The following is a 19,550-nucleotide window of genomic DNA, read 5'->3' on the forward strand; positions in this document are numbered from 1 at the left end:
GCAAAAGCATTCTCCGGCTTCCCCAGCCCGGAAATTCTTAAAATACGCTTAAGAACACGTCGTAATGGAACTGTAATCGTATGGTAGCACGGTTTGTGAATTAATTTGATTTTAATTTCCACTCTGACCTTTCTTCTCCATGCGTTTCCTTGCTCTGTGTCTTTTCGCGCTGCTGATTGCTTTCGGGGCTACCGCGCAGTCGGTGCCCGCCGTTACCTGGACTGCCGACCTGAATGCGGCTTTGCAACAAGCAAAAGCTTCCAACAAACCGGTACTGGCGGTTTTTTCGGGTTCTGACTGGTGCAAGCCCTGCATCATGCTCAAGCAGGAAGTATTTGATAAGCCTGAATTTGCGCAATACGCGCAGGACAAGTTTGTGCTGGCCCGCTTCGACTTTCCGCGCAGCAAGAAAAACAAGCTGCCCGCCACCCAAACCAAGCTCAACGAGCAGGCCGCGGCCCAACTAAACAAAGAAGGTTCGTTTCCGCTGGTGGTGCTGTTGTCGCCCGAAGGCAAAGTGCTGGCCAAGACCGGCTACCGCCCCGGTGGTCCCGCCGCCTACGACGCTTACCTGACGCAGTTGCTGGCCAAGAAATAAGCTCTGTGCGCAGCCCTCTGACCCTCCCCGACGCTTTCTGGCAAAAGGCGTCGGCGCTGCTCCTGTTCAGCATTCTACTGACTAGCAGCTTTATAGCCCACGCCCAACCGACGGCGCCTAAAGCCCGCAATTTCACGCGCAGTGCTCATTTAATGGGCTCTCACTTTACGTTTACGGCGGTTTCGGCCGACGATTCGCTGGCGTGGAGAGCCATTCGGGCGGGCATACGGGAGGCCCAGCGCATCGACCGACTGTGTTCGTACTGGGATTCTACGTCGCAGATTACGCAGGTTAACCGCGCCGCGGGCCTGCATCCGGTGGTTGTGGATCAAGAGGTGTACGATCTGATTGCTCGCACGCTGAAGCTCTCGGCGCTGAGCGGCGGCGCTTTTGACGTCACCTTCGCCGGGGGCGAGAAAATCTACAAGTTCGACCGCCAGGAGCACGCCGCCCTCCCCGACTCGGCCGTGGTGCGCGCTTCGGTGCGCCGCATCGGCTACGAGAAAGTGCTGCTTAACCCGGCCGCTCATTCCGTGATGCTTCAGGAAAAAGGCATGCGCATGAACCTGGCGGGCATTCTGCAAGGCTACGGGGTGCGCCGCGCCCAGGCCCTGATGAAGCAAATGGGCATCCAGGGCGGTCTGATCAACGGCTCAGGCGACGTATCGTGCTGGGGCCGGCAGGGCGATGGCTCGCTGTGGCGCATTGCCATCGGCGATCCGGCTTATCCGCAGTCGGTTTCGTCGTGGCTTACCGTGACCGACATGGCTGTGGTGACGGCCGGCAACTACGAGCAGTACTTCACGGTAAAGGGCAAATACTACGGCCACATCATCAATCCGCATACGGGCTACCCGGCCACGGGCTTGCGCTCAGTGACTATCATCTGCCCCGACGTAGAAGTAGCCGATGGCCTCGACGAAGTGGTGTTTGTGAAAGGTCCGGAAGAAGGGTTGGCCTTTATTAATCGCCTTCAGGGCATCGATTGTGCACTTATCACCAACGCCGGCCGTACGCTGACTTCCAAAGGCATGACTGCCAACTACTACTCCAACCCTAAGTCTCAGGCAGCTTCTGCTTCCAAACCATGACCAAGATCCTGAAAACAAATCCTTGGCCTCGCCTGATTTTGGGGCTAGTACTAGCGCTGGCAGGCAGCAGCGGCTTGGCAAGCTGTGTATCGGTGGCGGCTTACCAGAAGGTGTACCTCAACGACGAGGACATGAAGCTAGCCAACAAGCGCATCGAAGTGTACGAAACCAACTTCGAGAGCTACCGCGAAGGCGCTGGCGGAGCCAACGGAGGCAAGGTAGGTGGCGGCTGCGGTTGCAACTAATTGATTATAAGATCATTATATATGAACCGCGATTTTAGCGCTTCTTTTCTGCGCTTTGCTGCCCCGCTGCTCCTGGTGCTGGCCCCTACGCTCACCTGGGCGCAGGCCACCCCGACCCCAAACCGGGTCGATGGGTACGGCGCGCCCAATACCACCGTTCCCAATCCGCCTAACCCTACCAACCAAGGCGAAACGGAAGTCAATATCCTGACCAGCTACTACCAGCAGGACGGCGACCACGGCGCTGTGGAAGGGGGCCGCGGCACCCAGCACCTGACCGACCTGACGCCCACCATCATCCTGAACATTCCCCTGGATTCCGTGACGCGCGTATCGGCCAACGTGGGCATGGATTACTACGCTTCGGCTTCCACCGACCGGATTGATCAGGTACTGTCGTCGCCCTCGTCGAGCGACACGCGTTACCACGTCGATTTGGGCTACTCGCGCCAGCTGGCCGACAAGCAAACCATCGTGGGGCTGGGCGGCGGGTTTTCGAAAGAGTATGATTACCTGTCGTTTAACCTGACCGCTTCGTGGGCACACGCCTCTGCCGACGGCAACCGCGAGCTAAGCGTCGCGGGCCAGGCGTTCTTCGACCGGGCCACGCTCATCTTGCCAGCGGAACTGCGTCCGGCGGGCCGCGGCCAGGAACACGGCTCGGGTTTCGACACGCGCCAGAGCTACAACCTGAACTTGGTGTACTCGCAAGTACTAACCCAGCGTCTGCAACTGGCCGTGAGCACCGAGCTGGTAGCCCAACGCGGCCTGCTAAGCACGCCGTTTCACCGGGTGTATTTCCGCGAAACCGGTGGGGCGCTGGGCACGGCCAAAACCGAGCTACTGCCGCGCCAGCGCTACAAATACCCAGTGGGCCTGCGCGCCACGTACTACGCCACCGACTTGGTGCAAGTACGTGGTTTCTACCGCTTCTACAACGACAATTTTGGTATTCAGGCCCACACTTTTGAGCTAGAAACGCCGGTGAAAGTAACGCCGTTTTTTGTGGTGTATCTCTTCTATCGCTACCACACCCAAACGTCGGCCAAGTACTTTGCGCCTTACATAGCGCACTCACTCACAGACACTTACTACACTTCCGATTACGACTTGGCTTCTTTTTCGGCCAACAAGGTGGGCCTGGGCCTGCGCTACTCGCCGGTGTATGGGTTGGGCCGATTCAAAACGCCGTTTGGTGGGCGGGTGGCCAAGTTCAAAGCCTTGGATTTGCGTTACGCTTATTACCGCCAAAGCACCGGCCTAACGGCCAACCTCATCAGTGCTGATTTGTCGTTTACCATGCCGTAGCCTAACAACGCTAGCCGCCTTATTGCAAGTAATTAATAATCAATACCTTACCCAATAACTCATTCTAACCCATTCTGCTATGTCCGGCGCGCACCCGCATACCGAAGACCACCTGACCAGCTCGGCCATGTTGCAAGACATCGTAATTGGCTTGTCGGATGGGCTTACGGTGCCTTTTGCACTAGCGGCGGGGCTAAGCGGGGCAGTACAGTCATCGGGGCTGGTGATTACGGCGGGCTTGGCCGAAGTCGTGGCCGGGTCCATCGCGATGGGGCTGGGCGGCTACCTCGCCGGTCGCACCGAAATTGAGCACTACGCTTCGGAGCTTGCGCGTGAGCACCGCGAAGTGCTGGAGGTGCCCGACCGCGAGCGAGCCGAAGTAGACGAATTGCTGGCCGAAATGGGCCTCTCGCCCGCTACGCGCGCCGCTGCCGTGCACGAGCTAACAGCCAACGAAGAGCAGTGGGTGCAGTTTATGATGAGGTACGAGCTGGGCCTGGAGAAGCCCGACCCCAAACAAGCGCCCAAAAGCGCGGCCACCATCAGTATTGCCTATGCCGTGGGCGGCCTGATTCCGCTCAGCGCCTATTTCGTCACCGATTCCCCGGCGCAGGGGTTGCTGTGGTCGGCCGTGATTACGCTGGTGTGCCTGCTGGTTTTCGGGTACTTCAAAAGCCGCATGACCGGCCAGCCGCCTGTGTGGGGCGCCTTCAAAATGGCCGGTACCGGCGCGTTGGCCGCTGCCGCCGCTTTCTTCGTTGCCCGCCAGTTCGATCAGTCCTGATAAAGCCGGCTTATATCCGGCGCTCGTTTACAGAAACCCCGTTTTCATGCTGAAAATGGGGTTTCTGTTTTAAGAATGTGCATGAGTGCAACACTGCAAAAGCCTGAGCAGCGCAATCCCGTTTCTTGCGCTTCACGCCCAGTACAAGCGGCTTGGGCGCCAGGCTAGTTCCTTAGCGGATTTTGTTCGAGTTTGCGGAAACTCTTGTGCTCTTATGAAAGAAAAGCTACTTCTGCTCTGCGGTTTGTTATTTGCGCACTCCGGTTTTGCCCAGCCTAGCCGGGAGCCGATCAAAGTCACCGATTTGCTCAAAATTCAGCAAGTAGGCGGCATTACGCTCACTGCAGATGGCCGAAAGGCGGCGTTCACGGTGCTGAGCACGGAACCCGACGCCGCCAAAAAATCCGATTACAAAAACGTCAGCCAAGTGTACGTGGTCAACACCGACGGCACGGCTACCGTCCGACAGCTAACCTACGCCAAGGAAGGTGCGGCCCAGCCAGCCTGGAGCCCCGATGGCCGCCAGCTGGCTTTTACCCGCACCGTGGACGAAAAGCCGCAGGTGTTTTTATTAGCCAGTGAAGGCGGCGAAGCCGTGCAACTGACGCATTACACGCTGGGCGCCTCCAGTCCAAAATGGTCGCCGGATGGCAAGCAGATCCTGTTTTCGGCCTCTATTCCGATCAATACGCTGCTGCGCGATTCGCTGCTGAACCCAGCCAAAGCCTTGCCCCGGTGGTCGTTTGAAAAACCGGGCTTCGATAAAAACGAGCAGTTAGTTACCTCTTCCGCCAAGCCCAACGCCGACGGTAGCTTGGCCGAAATTCGGGCGTATCTGGAGAACGACGTGGTCGATAAAAAAGCAAAAGTGCTGACCAAGCTCAATTTTCAGGATGAAAGGGATGTGTCTGCTGATCAATCCTTTACACAATTCTTCGTTGTCGATGCCGTGGCCGGTGCCAAACCGGTAGCGGTTACGCACGGATTCTATGACTTTAAGCAAGTTGACTTTACGCCCGACGGCCAGCACCTAATTCTGACCGGGCAGCTCGACTCCCTGCAAAACCCCGACCGCTCCCGCGAAAGCCAGATTTTCATGGCCAATCGCAACGGCACTCAGTTGCGGTTGTTGCTGGGCCAAAAAGGGGTTTCCTACACCAGCGCGACCGTATCGCCCTCGGGCAAATGGCTGGCGTTTCAATTTGGCCCCGCTTCCTACGCTTCGGTAGCTACGCTGGCGGTGATGCCGCTGGCCGGCTCATCCAAGGATATTGTGACCCTTCCTCTGGACCGAGCCAAAGCAGGCCTTGCCTGGAGCCAGGATGATAAGTACCTGTATTTCACGGCCCAAAGCAACGGCGGCGTTCCCCTGTATCGGGCGAAGCTCAGCAACCGGAAAGTGGAGAAACTCGCGGATTACGATAGCGGCATTACCAGCTTCGGCGTCGCCCGCGACAAAGTGGTGTTTGCCCGCACCGAAATCGCCAATCCGTCGGGCCTCTACCTCGCCGACGCCGAGTTAAAGAAGGTAAAAAGCATTGGCCACTTCAACGACTGGGTTCAAACGCGTCAGTTGTCGCGCCCCGAAAAGCATACGTTTGTCAACGACAAAGGCTTGAATGTGGACTATTGGGTGATGAAACCCACTGCTTACCAAGCCGGTAAGAAATACCCGTTGCTACTCGAAATTCACGGTGGCCCCGCGGCGATGTGGGGACCCGGTGAGGCGAGCATGTGGCACGAATTTCAGTATTTCTGCAGCCAAGGCTACGGGGTAGTGTATGCCGACCCGCGCGGCTCGGGCGGTTACGGCCTGGAGTTTTTGCGTGCCAACGTCAACGATTGGGGCACTGGCCCGAGCAAAGACGTGCTCACGGCCCTCGACAAAACTGTGGCCGAAGGCTGGGCCGACGCCGAAAAGCTTGCCATCACGGGCGGCTCGTATGGGGGCTACCTCGTCGCCTGGATTATCAGCCACGACCACCGCTTTAAGGCCGCTTGCTCGCAGCGGGGCGTCTATGATCTGGCCACGTTTTTTGGCGAAGGCAACGCCTGGCAACTCGTGCCCGATTACTTTGGCGGCTACCCCTGGGAGCCCGCTGTGAAAGCCACGCTCGTCCGCGAATCGCCCATTACGACCGTGCAAAACATCACCACGCCCTACATTATGTTTCACGGCGAAAACGACCGCCGCACCGGTTTTGTGCAGGGTGAAATGCTCTACCGGAGCCTGAAAGTGCTGAACCGCCCCGTGGAATACGTGCGCCACCCTGGCGGCACGCACGAACTCACCCGGTCGGGCGACAACCGCCAGCGCATTGACCAGATGCTGCGCACCTACGAATTTTTCGCCCGGTACATTCAGCCATAGCCCAGCAGAAAAATCAGAAAACGACAAATATATATCTCGTTGATATTCAATAACATATATATTTGCCGTTTTCTCTAAAATCCCTATTAGCTGCGCTTACAGTATGCAGACAAAAGCCGCAGGCCACAATGCACACGAGGTGCGTTGTGGCCTGTTGGGTATACCACATAAATACTACCCGACCGAGAAATCAGAATAAAATTTGCGTTTTTGAAAAACGCGTCCCTACCTTTAGGACATCAATTCTTTCCCCATCAAAGGATTGTTTTTATACAGAGGCGTGGAGAGACAGGCTCTATGAAACGCCGACAACCCTCGGATCATCCGAAACGGTGCCAAGTCCTGACCATATAAAAACAACAATGCCGTGAAAAGCTTCGCCAGCTCCCCCGCCATCAAAATCAACCTCGCTGCTGTACAGCATGGGTGTTGTATTATGCTGCGCCCAGTGGTCTGTATGCCAATTCTGGGCATGAGCTGCTAAGGATCAGGCTGTTCCCTTTCTCCTTCTGTTTGCTCGCGTACGGCTCTGATCTAGCACCTTGGGTCCGTACCACCTGTTAAGGCCGCTTCTCGGCCTTGGCCCCCTATGTCGCACTCCCGCCGGACGGGTGCGACTGTAGGTGCCGGAAATCCTTCTGGCAAACCGCTTCTCCCCTTCCCACTAGAGGTTCTGCTCTCCGTTTCGTGAGGCAAATGCGCCCGACTGTGCACAAGTCGAGGCCGGGAAGGAAGCGCTTCAATCTTCCGCTTACCCATCCTTTTTAGCCTTCGCCGCAACAGTGGTGAATGCGCTACGAGTTACGCCCACCAATAAGTATAAATATCTGATAATCAGAATATTATACAGCTATCGGTGGGGTAAAGGGAAAGCGAAACCGGAAACCAGCCAAGCTCATTTTGGCGCACATCTGTAACCTCCTTCCACATGAGATTCTTTACTTTTCTGACGGTGCCAGTAGCTGTAGTGAGCCTCGTCAGCGCGGGGTATGCCCAAACGGCCCCTGCACAAACCGTGAGCGGCACCATCACCGACGCCACCGACCGCAGCCCTTTGCCGGGCGTGACGGTAGTGGTAAAAGGCACCACAGCGGGTGCCTCCACCGACCCCAACGGCCAGTTTTCGCTGGCTTTGCCAGCGGGCAGCAACACCCTCGTTATTAGCGCAGTAGGTTATCAGAGCCAAACCATTGAGGCGACTTCGAGCCCCTTGCGCATTGCCCTGACAGCCGATGTCAAGCAGCTCAACGAAGTGGTGGTGACGGGCTACAGCGAGCAAAACCGCAAAACCCTGACCAGTGCCATCAGTTCGGTGAAGGGGGATGCGTTGAAAGACATTCCGGCCGCCAGCCCCGACCAATTGTTGCAGGGCAAAGCACCCGGCGTGCAGGTATCGGCCAACTCGGGCGTGCCGGGCGGCGGCGTGTTCATCCGGATTCGGGGCAGCAACTCCGTTAACGCCAGCAACGACCCGCTTTACGTGGTGGATGGCGTGTTTATCAACAACACCAACCTGATCGCCACTGGCCTCGGCAACCAAGTGTCTTCCAACCCCTTAGCCGACCTGAATCCGCAGGATATCGAAAACATCGAGATTCTGAAAGACGCCAATGCCACGGCTATTTACGGCTCGCGCGGGGCCAACGGCGTGGTGCTGATCACCACCAAGCGCGGCAAGGCCGGTGACAAAACGCGGATCACGTTCAACACTTACCATGGCTGGTCGAAGGCGGCCAAACAGTATAAGTTGGTGAATGGTCCGGAGTTGGCAACGCTGGAAAATGAGCGGTTTCTGAACGACGGCGGCAACCCAGCGCAAGTACCCTATCGCTCAGTGGCTTCCGGCGGCCGTGGCTTGCCGGAAGAGCAGCAGACGTATGACCGACTCAGCGATGTGTTTCGGACGGCCCAGACGCAGAGCTACGAGCTTTCAGCCGCTGGTGGCTCCGACAAAACACAATTCTACATCGGAGCGGGCTATTTCAGTCAGGAGTCCATTGCGAAGCCAACGGCTTTCGACCGGTTCAGCCTGCGCGTAAACCTCGACAACACCGTGACCGACAAGCTGCGCATCGGCACCAGCACTGCCCTGACCCGCACGCATCGCAACGTAAGCAGCAACGACAACAACCCGGTGGGCGTCATCAACTCGGCCCTGTTTCCGCGGACGAATCTACCGATTTACAACGCCGACGGCTCCTATGCTAAGTACGGCTCGTTTGACAATCACCAAGCCCTCATCGACAACCTGAACAACGATGCGGTGGGCTCACGCATCATCTCGAACGTGTACGGAGAATATCATTTACTCAAAAACCTGACCCTGCGCAGCAGTTGGAGCATCGACTTCAACGACATGTACGAGAACAACTTCAACAACACGCTCATCTTGGCCGGGCAGCCCCGCGGCACGGCTTCATCCTTCCTCTCGCGCGACATTACCCTGCTCAACGAGCAGACGCTGAACTACAACGTCAACTTTGGCGAAGACCACTCACTGCAAGCTTTGGTGGGTAACACGCTGCAAAAGAACACGTTCCAGCGCACGAGCCTGGCCGGTCAGCAGTTTCCCGGCAACGACCTGACGACTATTGCTTCCGCGGCCACGCAAACGGGCTCTTCGTCGCGCTCGCAGGCTGGGTTGGTATCGTTCTTTGGCAAAGCCACTTACAGCTTCAAGCAGCGCTACACCGCCGACCTGAGCGTGCGGGCCGACGCTTCTTCGCGCTTCGGCAGCGACAAGCGCTGGGGCTATTTCCCGGCCGTTGGGCTTGGCTGGCGTTTGGGCGAAGAAAGCTTCATTCGCGACCTCAATGTTTTTCAGGAGTTGAAGCTGCGCGCCAGCGTGGGCAAAACGGGTAACCAAGCCGGTATCAGCGACTTTGCGGCGTTGGGCTTGGTGCAAGGCGGCGCCAACTACCTCGACCTACCGGGCACCGCGCCGCTCCAATTGGCCAACCCCAACCTGAGCTGGGAATCGACGCGGCAATGGAATGTGGGCTTAGACGCAGCCGTGCTGCAAAACCGCTTGGCCCTGGAGCTGAATTACTACGACAAATACACCTCCGGCCTGCTGCTGAACGTGCCCGTGCCGCGCAAAACGGGTTTCTCCTCGGTAGTTGAAAACTACGGCGCTGTGAGCAACAAAGGCATTGAAGCTCAGCTTACTGCAACTTGGCTCTCGAAGCCAGTCGTGCAGTGGAGCACTACCTTCAACGTGGCTCGCAACGTGAACAAGATCGAGAAGTTGGCGGCCCCGATCACCTCGGGCTCGCGCGATATTTTCCGGTTGGAAGAGGGCGCGCCGCTGTATTCTTTCTGGCTCTATCACCAAACCGGCGTGAACCCCGAAAGCGGTGATGCGCAGTACGAAGACGTAAACGGCGACGGCCAAATCTCGGTGGCCGACCGCAAATTAGTAGGCAACGCCTGGCCCAAGTATTTCGGGGGCGTAACCAACTCCTTGACTTACAAAGGTTTCGACTTTGGCGTCACGCTGAACTTCGAACAAGGAGCGAAGATCATGAACATGAACCGCTTCTTTCTGGTGCACGGCGGCACCCAGAGCAACATTGGCTACCTGCGCGAACAACTGGACCGTTGGCAGAAGCCCGGCGACATCACCGACATCCCGCGCCTGACTACGGTGGCTTCCAGCAACAACTACGGCGGCGTGGTGCAAAACCTCAGCGACCGTTACCTCGAAGACGGCTCTTTCCTGCGCCTGCGCACGCTCACGCTGGGCTACACCGTACCGAAAGATGCAATCGCCAAGGCGCACTTGAATTCTCTGCGCGTGTACGTGCAGGCCGCGAACCTCTTTACCATCACGCCTTATTCGGGCCTCGACCCGGAAGTCAATTCGCAGAGCGGCGTGAGCAATACCAAGAACATCGACTGGGCCACGGTGCCCCAGCCCCGCACTTTTCAGGTGGGCGTAACGGTCGGATTATAAGCCTTTTACAAAGATGAGACAGTCGATATACCGCCTTCTTTTTGCCTTCCAGGCCGCTGCCGTTACCCTGAGTTTCACGGCCTGCAACGACTTACTGGAGCCCACCCCGGCTCAGCAACTGCCTGATGACAAGGCCATTACGGATGCCGGCAGTGCCCGCTCCGCCACCATCGGGGCCTACGACCGGGTGCAGGCCTATTACCAGCTCAACTGGCCCGTGCTGGGTTTTCTGCCCGGCGAGAATGTGCGCTTCAACGGCACGCTTAATCAATTCCTGCAAATTGATCAGAACCAGCTAAGTGCTGATAATGTGCTGATTACCGAAGCGTGGACGCAGATGTATCAGGCCGTTAACGCGGCGAATAATGTCATTGCCGGAGTGCCGGGCGTCAACGATCCGTTGCTGCCTGTGGCCGAGAAAAATCAGCTGCTGGGCGAAGCCTACTTCCTGCGGGCGCTGGTGTTCTTCGACCTCGGCCGCGGCTGGGGCGGTGTGCCGTTGGTGCTCACCCCTACCCGCACCAAGGAAAACGGCAAAGGCGTAGGCCGGAGCACCCTTGCCCAAACCTACGACCAGGTGCTCGCCGACCTAACCCAGGCAGAAACCCTGCTGCCCGACGGCACCACCCGCAACCGGGCTGTGAAGTCTACCGCTCGTGCCTTGCGGGCGCGGCTGCACCTTTACCGCCAGCAATGGGCTGATGCTGAGACGTATGCCACCCAAGTAATCAGCACCAGTAACTACCGCTTAGCAACGCCTTACCGCACCTTCTCGACGGCACCTTTTCTGAGCCAGGAATCCGTATTCGAGCTGACCTTCAGCAATTCCGACGCCAATACCATGTGGAATAACTGGTTCCCCAGCGCTTTGGGCGGCCAGTTTAACTTCCAGCCGGTGCCAGCGGCCATTGCCTTGCTCAATGACCCGGCCGTGGGCGGCAGCCGCTCCGCGCTGCTGGCTACCACGGTCATTGCCGGTGCCAACGTCACGTATGGCAACCTCTACAGTCGCTCGGCCCAGCGCGACGACCCCAGCTATGTGTTGCGCCTCGCGGAGCAGTATTTGATCCGCTCGGAGGCTCGCGCCAAGTTGGGCAAGCTGCCGGAAGCCATTGCAGATCTGAACGCCGTGCGCAGCCGCGCCGGGGTGGGCCCAACCACCGCTACCACTGCCGATCAGTTGTTGCTGGCCATTGAAAACGAGCGTCGGGTAGAGTTTGCCTTCGAGGCCGATCGCTGGTTTGACCTCGTGCGCACGGGCCGCGCTGGGACCGTGCTCGGCGTTACCGATCAGAAGCGCTGGCTGTTCCCGGTTCCCTTCAACGACCTCGTGGCCGACCCCGATTTACAGCAAAACCCAGGTTACTAGCATCTTGTGAATTTTATACAAGTGCTTAATAATCAATAATTTACAACAACAGCTTTCATGTTGAAATCATATTTTTCCGCGGCACTGCTGGCCTTGGGGCTCAGCTTGGCCGTACCGGCTAGCGCGCAAAACAGTTACTACTTCCCCGCGGCTCAGGCCAACAGCTTCGATGCTAAAATTCCTACTCCGGAGCAGTTTTTAGGCTACCCCATTGGCTCGCATTACACGCGTTCCGACCAAATCGTGGCGTACCTACGCGAGCTGGATCGGGTGTCGGATCGGGTGAGTTTGCGGGTGATCGGCAACACGTTTGAGGAACGCCCACAGGTGGTGGCCACCATCACCACGCCCGAAAACCAGCAAAATCTGGCCGGCATCCAGCAGGCCCGGCGGGCGCTGGTCGACCCGAAATTAGCCGCGCCCGACTACCGTAAGTTGCCCGTAGTGGTAAGCCTGAATTTTGGGGTGCACGGCAACGAAAGCAGCTCTTCCGAAGCTGCTTTGCTGCTGGCCTATTACCTCACGGCCTCCACCAGCCCCGAAACCCAGCAGTGGCTGGAACAATCGGTTATCACCCTCGACCCGCTGGAAAACCCCGATGGCCGTGACCGCGCCTCGCATTGGTTTGACCAGAATAAGTCGTGGCCCAACGTGACCGACCCGCTGGATCGTGAGCACACTGAGGCGTGGCCGGGCGGCCGCACCAACCACTTTTACACCGACCTCAACCGAGACTGGCTGCCCCTGACGCAGCCCGAAAGCCGCGCCCGCATGGCGTTCTTCCACGAATGGTATCCCAACGTGATGATCGACTTTCACGAGATGGGCACCAACGGCACCTACTATTTCGAGCCTTCCAAACCCTTCAGCACCGAAAATGACCTGATTCCGCGGGCTACTTACGAAGTACTTAACGTGCACATGGCCAAGTACTTCGCCAAAGCCCTAGATAACTTAGGTTCGTTGTATTGGACCAAGGAACAGTACGATAACCTGTCGCCCATTTATGGCTCAACGTATCCCGATTTTGAGGGCGGCGTGGGCATCACATTTGAAGTCGGCAGCTCGCGGGGCCTGGCGCAGGAAAGCGTCAACGGCGTGGTGAAATTTCCTTTTACTATTCGCAACCACGTAGCTACGGGCCTGGCAACCGTGCGCGGGGCAGTAGAGGAAAAAGACCTGTATCTGCGCCACCAGCGCGATTTTTTCACGTCGGCGCTCACCGACGCCCGCAAGTTTCCGACCAAAGCCTACGTCTTCGGCAACGCCCAAGACGAGACGCTCACCAACAAATTCCTGTCGCTGTTGCTTCAGCACAAAATCGAGGTGCACGAACTGGGCAAAGATGTTACGCTCGACAAGCAGCAGTTTGAAAAAGGCAAAGCCTACGTAGTGCCCACCAGTCAGCCCCAGTACCGCATCGTCAACTCATTGTTTGAAGAGTTGACTACGTTCCACGACAGCGTATTCTACGACGTAACCGGTTGGAGCCAAGCCCACGCATACGGCTTGGCCGTGTCGAAACAGAAGAATACCAACTTGGTGCAAGGCGCGCCGGTCCAGAAAGTTAAAGAGTTGACTGGCAGCGTAATAGGCGGACAGAGCAGCTACGCTTACCTGCTGCCCTGGTCGGACTACAACGCTGCCAAATCGCTCACGGCTCTGCAACGGGCCGGCGTCGTAGCGAAAGTCAGCTTCAAACCGTTTAGCGCAGGCACCAAAGAAAAGCACACCGATTTTGGCTATGGCACGTTGGTGATACCCGTAGCCGGCCAAAAACTCTCTGCTGACACGGTGTTTCAGATTGTGAGCCGCGTGAGCCGACAGAATCAGGTGACGTTTACGAGCGTGGCCACCGGCTTCAGCGCAGGCGGTATCGACCTGGGTTCCAGCAACGTGCGGGCCGTGCCCGAAGCAAAAGCAGCTATTTTAGTAGGAACGGGCACCAACGCCTCGGAAGTGGGCGAAGCATGGTTTGTGGCCAGTCAGCAGCTCGGTCTGCCAATGAGCCGGATTGAGTTGGGCAACTTCGGACGGGCGCCGCTGGGCCGCTATACCAGCATTGTGTTGGTGGGCGGCGTTTACACATCACTGGACAAAGCCGCCGTGGCGAAACTGCGCCAGTGGGTGCAGGAAGGCGGCACACTCATCACCCTGAAGAACGCTTCGGAATGGGCTGTTAAACAAGGCATTGTAAAAGAGAAGCTACTGATTCCGGCCAATAGCGGCTGGGCCGATACCACGGCTACCGCCTCCGCAACAGGCAAGCAATCTGCCGCGCGCCGCGCCGATTTTGTGCAGCAGGAACAGGAGGGCACCCGTGCCATTGCGGGCTCTATCTACGCCGCCGATATCGACATCACCAACCCCATTGGCTTCGGTTTGACCAACCGCCGCCTGTACGTGTTCCGCAACGGCACTACCTTCCTGCGCCCCAGCCGGAACCCCTACGCAACGGTGGTGCAATACGCGGCCAAGCCACTGGTAAGCGGCTATGTATCACAGGCCAACCTAAAGCAGATCAGCAACTCAGCGGCCGTGGTGGTCAGCAAAGTGGGAGCCGGGCGCGTCGTTCTTTTCGCCGACGACCCCAACTTCCGCCACTACTGGCACGGCACTTCGCGCTTGTTTGCCAACGCCCTGTTGCTGGGCCCACTGCTGAACCTGACGGAAGGCCCCGCGGCCATATCGGCTGAGGAATAGCCCGGGCGATCAGAAGCAACCCTGAAGCAGGCTAGGGCATCTTTTTGGTTGTCGGCAACGGTGTCGGTCCTTACGTCTGCTTCATGGTTGCTTCCCGCTGGTGCCCCGGCCTACTGTTGGCGGGTTTGTTGTGTTGCTTGCTGCCAGCCGTGCCGGCCAACGCCCAGCGCCTGCTCCCGCTCTCCCCGACCCAGTGGCAACAGGATTTGCAGGTGGCCTGCGACTCGCTGCTGGCCCACGACCGCAGCTTTACGCCGGCGGCGCGCACTGCGTTCCGCCAAGAAGTAAAGCACCTGCAAGCCGTAGCAGTCAACCAGACTCAGCCCCAACGCGTGGTGGGCCTGGCTCGCGCCGTAGCCGGGGCTGGCAACGCTCATACCCGCCTCTATCTGCTGCGCAACCGTACCGAGCTGCGACGCTATCCCATCCGGGTGTGGTGGTTCCGCGACGGCCTGTACGTCGTCAAAACGAAGGCCGAATACGCGGATCTACTTGGCGCTAAAGTATTGCGCCTAGCGGGGCTTAACGCGGCTCAGGCCCTGCGGCGGGTAGCACCGCTTTATGCAGGCAATGCGTCCTGGCAAGCGTACATCAGCACGTACACTCTCACCAGCCCGGAAATCCTGCAAGGACTAGGAATACTTACCGACACGGCCGGGACCTTGCCGCTCGTGGTGCGCACGCGCACCGGGCAGCACGTGGCGCGACAGTTGGTGCCTCTGTCGGGGCAGCGCAGCCGTCAGGCCTTGGAGGCGTGGTGGGACCTCTCGCCTTTGCATCCCGGCCGCGGGGCCGCTTGGCAGAGCGTGCTGACGGCCGACAGCACACGGCTGCCATTGTATTTGCGGCGGCCCGAGCAGGGATACTGGCACCAGGCTTTGCCAGCGCAACATGCGCTCTACCTGCAATACAACCGCGCGGGCGACATGCCCAGCGGCGAATCGGTGAAGGCGTGGGGTGCGCGAGTGTTGCCTCTGTTGCCCGCGCTTGCCGGGGGCAAGCTCATCGTAGATCTGCGCTTCAACACCGGTGGCAACCTAGACGTAGCCTCCCCCTTCTTCGAGGAGTTGGCCGCTCAGGCACGGCAACACGCGGTGCGGGTGTATGTGCTGACTGGGCGAGCCACATTTTCGGCCGGCTTGTACCACGCCGCCCAACTACGACAGCTGGCCGATGCGCAGGTTGTGGGCGAACCGGCAGGCGACGCGCTGGATTTCTGGGCCGAAGGCGGCAACTTCGTGCTGCCTAACTCCGGCCTGACTGTGCATTACGCCGACCGCTTTCACGGGTACTCGCGCCGGGCCCCAACGGCCGATGAGGCCCGGTGGCTATACCGCGATTTAGCCGTAGAAACCTTGCAGCCCGCCCACCGGGTGCAGCAGCGGGCCAGCAGCTATTTGGCCGGCCAGGACCCGGCGCTGGACTACGTACTGCGCCCTTAGCTTCTCAAAATTTACTGGCGCAGTTTTGCAAGTGCTTGCATTCATGATAAACTATTGATAATCAATAATTTAATTCCTTTAACAAATCGAAAAACAACTTGGCGCGTTACGCTAAGCCAAAAGCCCCGTTTCCAGTCTGGAAACGGGGCTTTTAGTAGCAGACGAATTGCGTACGAATTCGGACGGGTTATACTAGTGGGTTGTTTCCATCACGCTGATGGCGTAACCGCCGCCCGGCGCGCAATACTGCGTCAACTTCGACTTGCTAGTCACGTTGACTTTGCGGATGGTGTAGGCCTGCGGGTTCTTCTCGTAGTGGGCGTTCTTGGCGTCGGCGTAAATCGTGGCCACGTACTTCTTGCCGGGGTCCAGGAAGTTCAGGTTAATTTTCGACGTGCGGCCCTGCTCGTCGCACGAGCTGCCAATAAACCAGCTGCTTTTCCCCTTGGCCTTGCGGGCGATGGTTACGTAGTCGCCGGGCTCGGCTTCCAGCACGTGCGTGTCGTCCCAGTCCACGGCCACGTCCTCGATGAATTGGAAAGCGTCGAGGTGCTTATTGTAGTTTTCGGGCAGGTCAGCCGCCATTTGTAAAGGGCTGTACATGGTCACGTACAGGGCCAGTTGCCGGGCCAACGTGCTGTGCACAAACGACGTGTTCTGGGGGTTGATGGCGCTGATTTGCGTCTGAAAAATGCCGGGCGTGTAGTCCATTGGCCCGCCCATCAGGCGCGTAAAGGGCAGGATGGTAGTGTGGTCGGGGTTGCTGCCGCCGAAGGCCTCGTACTCAGTACCACGAGCCGCTTCGTTGCCGATCAGGTTGGGATAGGTGCGTGCCAAGCCCGTGGGGCGCACGGCCTCGTGGGCATTGACCATGATTTTGTACTCGGCCGCTTTGGTGATGGCGTAGAGGTAATGGTTGTTGAGCCACTGCCCGTAGTGGTGCTCGCCGCGCGGAATAATGGGCCCCACGTAGCCGCTTTTCACGGCGTTGTAGCCGTTGTCGACCATGAACTTATAAGCGGCATCCATGTGCCGCTCGTAGTTGCGCACCGAGCCGGAAGTTTCGTGGTGCATGATGATTTTCACGCCTTTGCTGGCCGCATAGCGATGCAGCTCCTGCACGTCGAAATCCGGATAGGGCGTCACGAAGTCGAAGACGTAGTCTTTGCTCTTGCCAAACCAGTCTTCCCAGCCCGTATTCCAGCCTTCTACCAGCACGGCGTCGAAGTGGTGTTTGGCGGCGAAGTCGATGTACTCCTTAACGTGGGCCGTGTTGGCGCCGTGCGTGCCGTTGGGCTTGGTTTTGGAATAGTCCAGCGAGTCGAGCTTGATGTTCTCCAGGTTGGTGTACGACCAGGTGCTTTTGCCCGTGATCATCTCCCACCACACGCCCACGTATTTCACCGGCTTGATCCACGAAACGTCCTTGTACTTGGTGGGCTCGTTCAGGTTCAGGATCAGGTGCGACTCAAGAATGTCGGCGGCTTTGTCGCTGACCACTACCGTGCGCCACGGCGAAAGGCAGGGCGTTTGCAAATAGCCTTTGTCGCCCAGCGCATCGGGCGTCAGGTGCGAAGTCAGCACAAAGTTCTTGTCGTCGAGCTCCAGCGACATGGTGGAGTAATCGATCAGGGCCGCTTCGTGCAGGTTGATGTAGAGGCCGTCCTGGCTTTTGAGCATGAGCGGCGTTTGCACGCCCGTGTCCGAGAACGTCGTTTGCGAAGCGTTGGGCGTGACGGCCGCTTTCATTTTGCCACGCACTTCCGAGAGCTTCGACGTGACAGTGCTGTATTCCTGCGTGTCGTAGTCGCCGGGCAGCCAGAAGGCTTTGTGGTCGCCGGCCAAGGCAAACTGCGTCTGCTCTTCCTTCACCACGAAGTAGTCGAGGGCTTTCTGCCGCGGAAATTCGTAGCGGAACCCAAGGCCGTCGTCGAACACGCGGAAGCGCACAAGCACGGTGCGGTTGGTGGCCGCCTGCGTCAAGGTCACGGCCAGCTCGTTGTAGTGGTTGCGGATGGTTTTGACCTCGCCCCACACCGGCTGCCAGCTCTCGTCGAAGCTGCGTTGCTTGGAGTCCGCCACGGCAAAGCCGCTGGTAAGCGCGGGGGCATTTTTCAATTCGAAGCCTAGCTTACTGGGCTTAATTACGTCGCGGCCCTTGTACGTCAGGCGGTAGGTTGGCACGCCGCCATTTTGCAGCGCAAACCGAAGCGTAAGTTGGGCATTGGGCGATTTGACTTCTTGCGCCTGCGCCAACACGCTAAGCGCGCACAGGCAGAGCAGCAGAAGGGCTTTGCGAGCCGGGGGTAAAAACAGCATACGGAAAAGTTGAAGGGGACTGTATGTAGGGAGAGCGAGTGTGATCAGGGTTGAAAAAGCTAGTCGATGGCTGCGCGGCTTGGAAGTAGGAGAAAAATCATTGCTATCTTTTTATTACACAAGTAATTGATTATAAAATATTTATAAATTAACGACTGGCTGTGGTTTTCTGTTCTAGCATCCTCTTAGTGGCTTGCGGGGCCCTAACGCAAAAAGGCCCGGCTGTACCAAGCCGGGCCGTAAGTTCAAAAATATAGCGCATAAGCGACGAATACGCCCCAGTAGCGGCGCTGGAAAGGCACTTCCAGGTGGGCTCACTCTGGCCCTGGCAAGGACAGAAATCGCCTTTACCAGCACCGGAAAAGTAGGCTGCTGCGATTATTAGCTGTGTGGTCATACGCTCTCGAAGTAGCGCCCATGCTCAAGGTCGGCCAGCAGCGAGCGATGGCTTGGGTGCCAGCCTAGCCGCTGCTGCGTAAGCGCGCTGGAGGCCGGCGCATCCATTCCCACAAAGCGCGCCATCCAGCCAAAATGGTCGGCTGCTTCTTCGGGTGATTTGGACACTACTGGCACATCCAAGTGCCGACCGATGACGGCTGCGATGTCGCGCAGCGGCACGCCCTCGTCGGCGGCCCCGTGGTAGCAGGCGCCCGCTGCCCCTTGTTCCAGCACCAACCGGAACAGGTGAGCAGCATCGAGCCGATGGACCGCCGGCCACCGGTTGAGCCCCTCGCCCAGGTATGCAGCCACACCTTTCTCGCGGGCAATACGGATGAGCGTCGGCACAAAGCCGTAATCGCCGTCGTCATGGACTGAGGCCGCCAAGCGCACCACGGATGCGCGCACTCCCTGCGCCGCCAGTTTCAGGGCCGTCTGCTCCGACATACGAGGCCCGGCGGCGGGGGTATCTTCTTCGGTGGCGGGGCGGCCCAGGGCAAACCCAGCCAGCCCCGCAGTAACGACTAAGGGACGGTCTGAACCGGAAAGTGCTTCGCCAAGCGCTTCAATGGCTAGCCGGTCGGTTTCGCCGGCGGCCATATACTGTGAGAAGTCGTGGATGAAGGCCGCGTGGATGACCCCATCCGCGGCCGCGGCGCCGCGCCGCAGGCTGTCTACATCCTCGAGGGTGCCTCGATGAACTTCGGCGCCCGCGGCCGTGAGAGCCTGAGCGGAGGCCTCGGAACGGGCCAAGCCGAGCACCTGGTGGCCCGCGCCGCGTAATTCCTGAACAATAGCCGAGCCGATGAAGCCCGAAGCGCCGGTGACGAAGACTCGCATGTGGCAGTGTGGTTAGACGGTGAATTAATACTCAGCAAAGGTCCAGAGGCGCGGCAGCAACGTAGTTGCGCGGGCCAAACCATTTAC

The 19,550-nt window shown here is 58.4% G+C and carries 12 protein-coding genes and 1 riboswitch; of the genes, 10 read left to right on the top strand and 2 right to left on the bottom strand.

Annotated features, from left to right (window positions below):
* Window positions 1-139: 139 nt before the first annotated feature.
* The 10 genes from FHG12_RS03550 (at window position 140) to FHG12_RS03595 (ending at window position 15,866) form a co-directional block, all read left to right on the top strand.
* Window positions 140-598 (top strand): thioredoxin family protein, encoded by a 459-nt coding sequence (locus FHG12_RS03550; RefSeq protein ID WP_139514342.1) that lies wholly within the window; start codon window positions 140-142, stop codon window positions 596-598.
* 5 nt (window positions 599-603) lie between these two features.
* Entirely contained in the window at window positions 604-1,689 is a 1,086-nt protein-coding gene (locus FHG12_RS03555) for an FAD:protein FMN transferase (RefSeq protein WP_139514344.1), read from the top strand.
* The gene (locus tag FHG12_RS03560) at window positions 1,686-1,934 is read left to right on the top strand and encodes a DUF4266 domain-containing protein (RefSeq protein WP_139514346.1); all 249 of its coding nucleotides are present in this window, start codon (window positions 1,686-1,688) and stop codon (window positions 1,932-1,934) included. The genes FHG12_RS03555 and FHG12_RS03560 overlap by 4 nt, the downstream gene beginning before the upstream one ends.
* 21 nt (window positions 1,935-1,955) lie before the next feature.
* Window positions 1,956-3,242, top strand: coding sequence for a DUF3570 domain-containing protein (locus FHG12_RS03565; RefSeq protein ID WP_139514348.1), 1,287 nt, complete (start codon window positions 1,956-1,958; stop codon window positions 3,240-3,242).
* A 79-nt stretch (window positions 3,243-3,321) separates the two neighbouring features.
* On the top strand, window positions 3,322-4,026 hold the full coding sequence (locus FHG12_RS03570) for a VIT1/CCC1 transporter family protein (RefSeq protein ID WP_139514350.1): 705 nt from the start codon (window positions 3,322-3,324) through the stop codon (window positions 4,024-4,026).
* Window positions 4,027-4,240: 214 nt separating this feature from the next.
* Window positions 4,241-6,397 carry a S9 family peptidase gene (locus FHG12_RS03575; protein ID WP_139514352.1) on the top strand — a complete coding sequence of 719 codons (2,157 nt, stop codon included), beginning with the start codon at window positions 4,241-4,243 and terminating at the stop codon, window positions 6,395-6,397.
* Window positions 6,398-6,662: 265 nt separating this feature from the next.
* Window positions 6,663-6,754, top strand: a riboswitch (SAM riboswitch).
* A gap of 571 nt (window positions 6,755-7,325) precedes the next feature.
* Complete coding sequence (locus FHG12_RS03580) at window positions 7,326-10,352, top strand: SusC/RagA family TonB-linked outer membrane protein (RefSeq protein WP_139514354.1); 3,027 nt, start codon at window positions 7,326-7,328, stop codon at window positions 10,350-10,352.
* Window positions 10,353-10,365: 13 nt separating this feature from the next.
* Complete coding sequence (locus FHG12_RS03585; protein WP_139514356.1) at window positions 10,366-11,721, top strand: RagB/SusD family nutrient uptake outer membrane protein; 1,356 nt, start codon at window positions 10,366-10,368, stop codon at window positions 11,719-11,721.
* A gap of 57 nt (window positions 11,722-11,778) precedes the next feature.
* Complete coding sequence (locus tag FHG12_RS03590; RefSeq protein WP_139514358.1) at window positions 11,779-14,424, top strand: M14 family zinc carboxypeptidase; 2,646 nt, start codon at window positions 11,779-11,781, stop codon at window positions 14,422-14,424.
* Window positions 14,425-14,507: 83 nt separating this feature from the next.
* Window positions 14,508-15,866, top strand: coding sequence for a S41 family peptidase (locus tag FHG12_RS03595; RefSeq protein ID WP_139514360.1), 1,359 nt, complete (start codon window positions 14,508-14,510; stop codon window positions 15,864-15,866).
* Window positions 15,867-16,058: 192 nt separating this feature from the next.
* Here FHG12_RS03595 and FHG12_RS03600 read toward each other — a convergent pair whose 3' ends face one another.
* Window positions 16,059-18,185, bottom strand: a complete 2,127-nt coding sequence (locus FHG12_RS03600) for a glycoside hydrolase family 97 protein (RefSeq protein ID WP_139514362.1) — start codon at window positions 18,183-18,185, stop codon at window positions 16,059-16,061.
* A gap of 393 nt (window positions 18,186-18,578) precedes the next feature.
* On the bottom strand, window positions 18,579-19,463 hold the full coding sequence (locus tag FHG12_RS03605; protein ID WP_139514364.1) for an SDR family oxidoreductase: 885 nt from the start codon (window positions 19,461-19,463) through the stop codon (window positions 18,579-18,581).
* Window positions 19,464-19,550 lie beyond the last annotated feature (87 nt).

The sequence above is a fragment of the Hymenobacter jejuensis genome (assembly GCF_006337165.1).
Classification (GTDB): Bacteria; Bacteroidota; Bacteroidia; order Cytophagales; family Hymenobacteraceae; genus Hymenobacter; species Hymenobacter jejuensis.

Bases quoted from the DNA above. Each gene is read 5' to 3' on its own strand.
- FHG12_RS03550 (WP_139514342.1), top strand. From the start codon at position 140: ATGCGTTTCCTTGCTCTGTGTCTTTTCGCGCTGCTGATTGCTTTCGGG.
- FHG12_RS03560 (WP_139514346.1), top strand. From the start codon at position 1,686: ATGACCAAGATCCTGAAAACAAATCCTTGGCCTCGCCTGATTTTGGGG.
- FHG12_RS03565 (WP_139514348.1), top strand. From the start codon at position 1,956: ATGAACCGCGATTTTAGCGCTTCTTTTCTGCGCTTTGCTGCCCCGCTG.
- FHG12_RS03570 (WP_139514350.1), top strand. From the start codon at position 3,322: ATGTCCGGCGCGCACCCGCATACCGAAGACCACCTGACCAGCTCGGCC.
- FHG12_RS03575 (WP_139514352.1), top strand. From the start codon at position 4,241: ATGAAAGAAAAGCTACTTCTGCTCTGCGGTTTGTTATTTGCGCACTCC.
- FHG12_RS03580 (WP_139514354.1), top strand. From the start codon at position 7,326: ATGAGATTCTTTACTTTTCTGACGGTGCCAGTAGCTGTAGTGAGCCTC.
- FHG12_RS03585 (WP_139514356.1), top strand. From the start codon at position 10,366: ATGAGACAGTCGATATACCGCCTTCTTTTTGCCTTCCAGGCCGCTGCC.
- FHG12_RS03590 (WP_139514358.1), top strand. From the start codon at position 11,779: ATGTTGAAATCATATTTTTCCGCGGCACTGCTGGCCTTGGGGCTCAGC.
- FHG12_RS03595 (WP_139514360.1), top strand. From the start codon at position 14,508: ATGGTTGCTTCCCGCTGGTGCCCCGGCCTACTGTTGGCGGGTTTGTTG.
- FHG12_RS03600 (WP_139514362.1), bottom strand. From the start codon at position 18,185: ATGCTGTTTTTACCCCCGGCTCGCAAAGCCCTTCTGCTGCTCTGCCTG.
- FHG12_RS03605 (WP_139514364.1), bottom strand. From the start codon at position 19,463: ATGCGAGTCTTCGTCACCGGCGCTTCGGGCTTCATCGGCTCGGCTATT.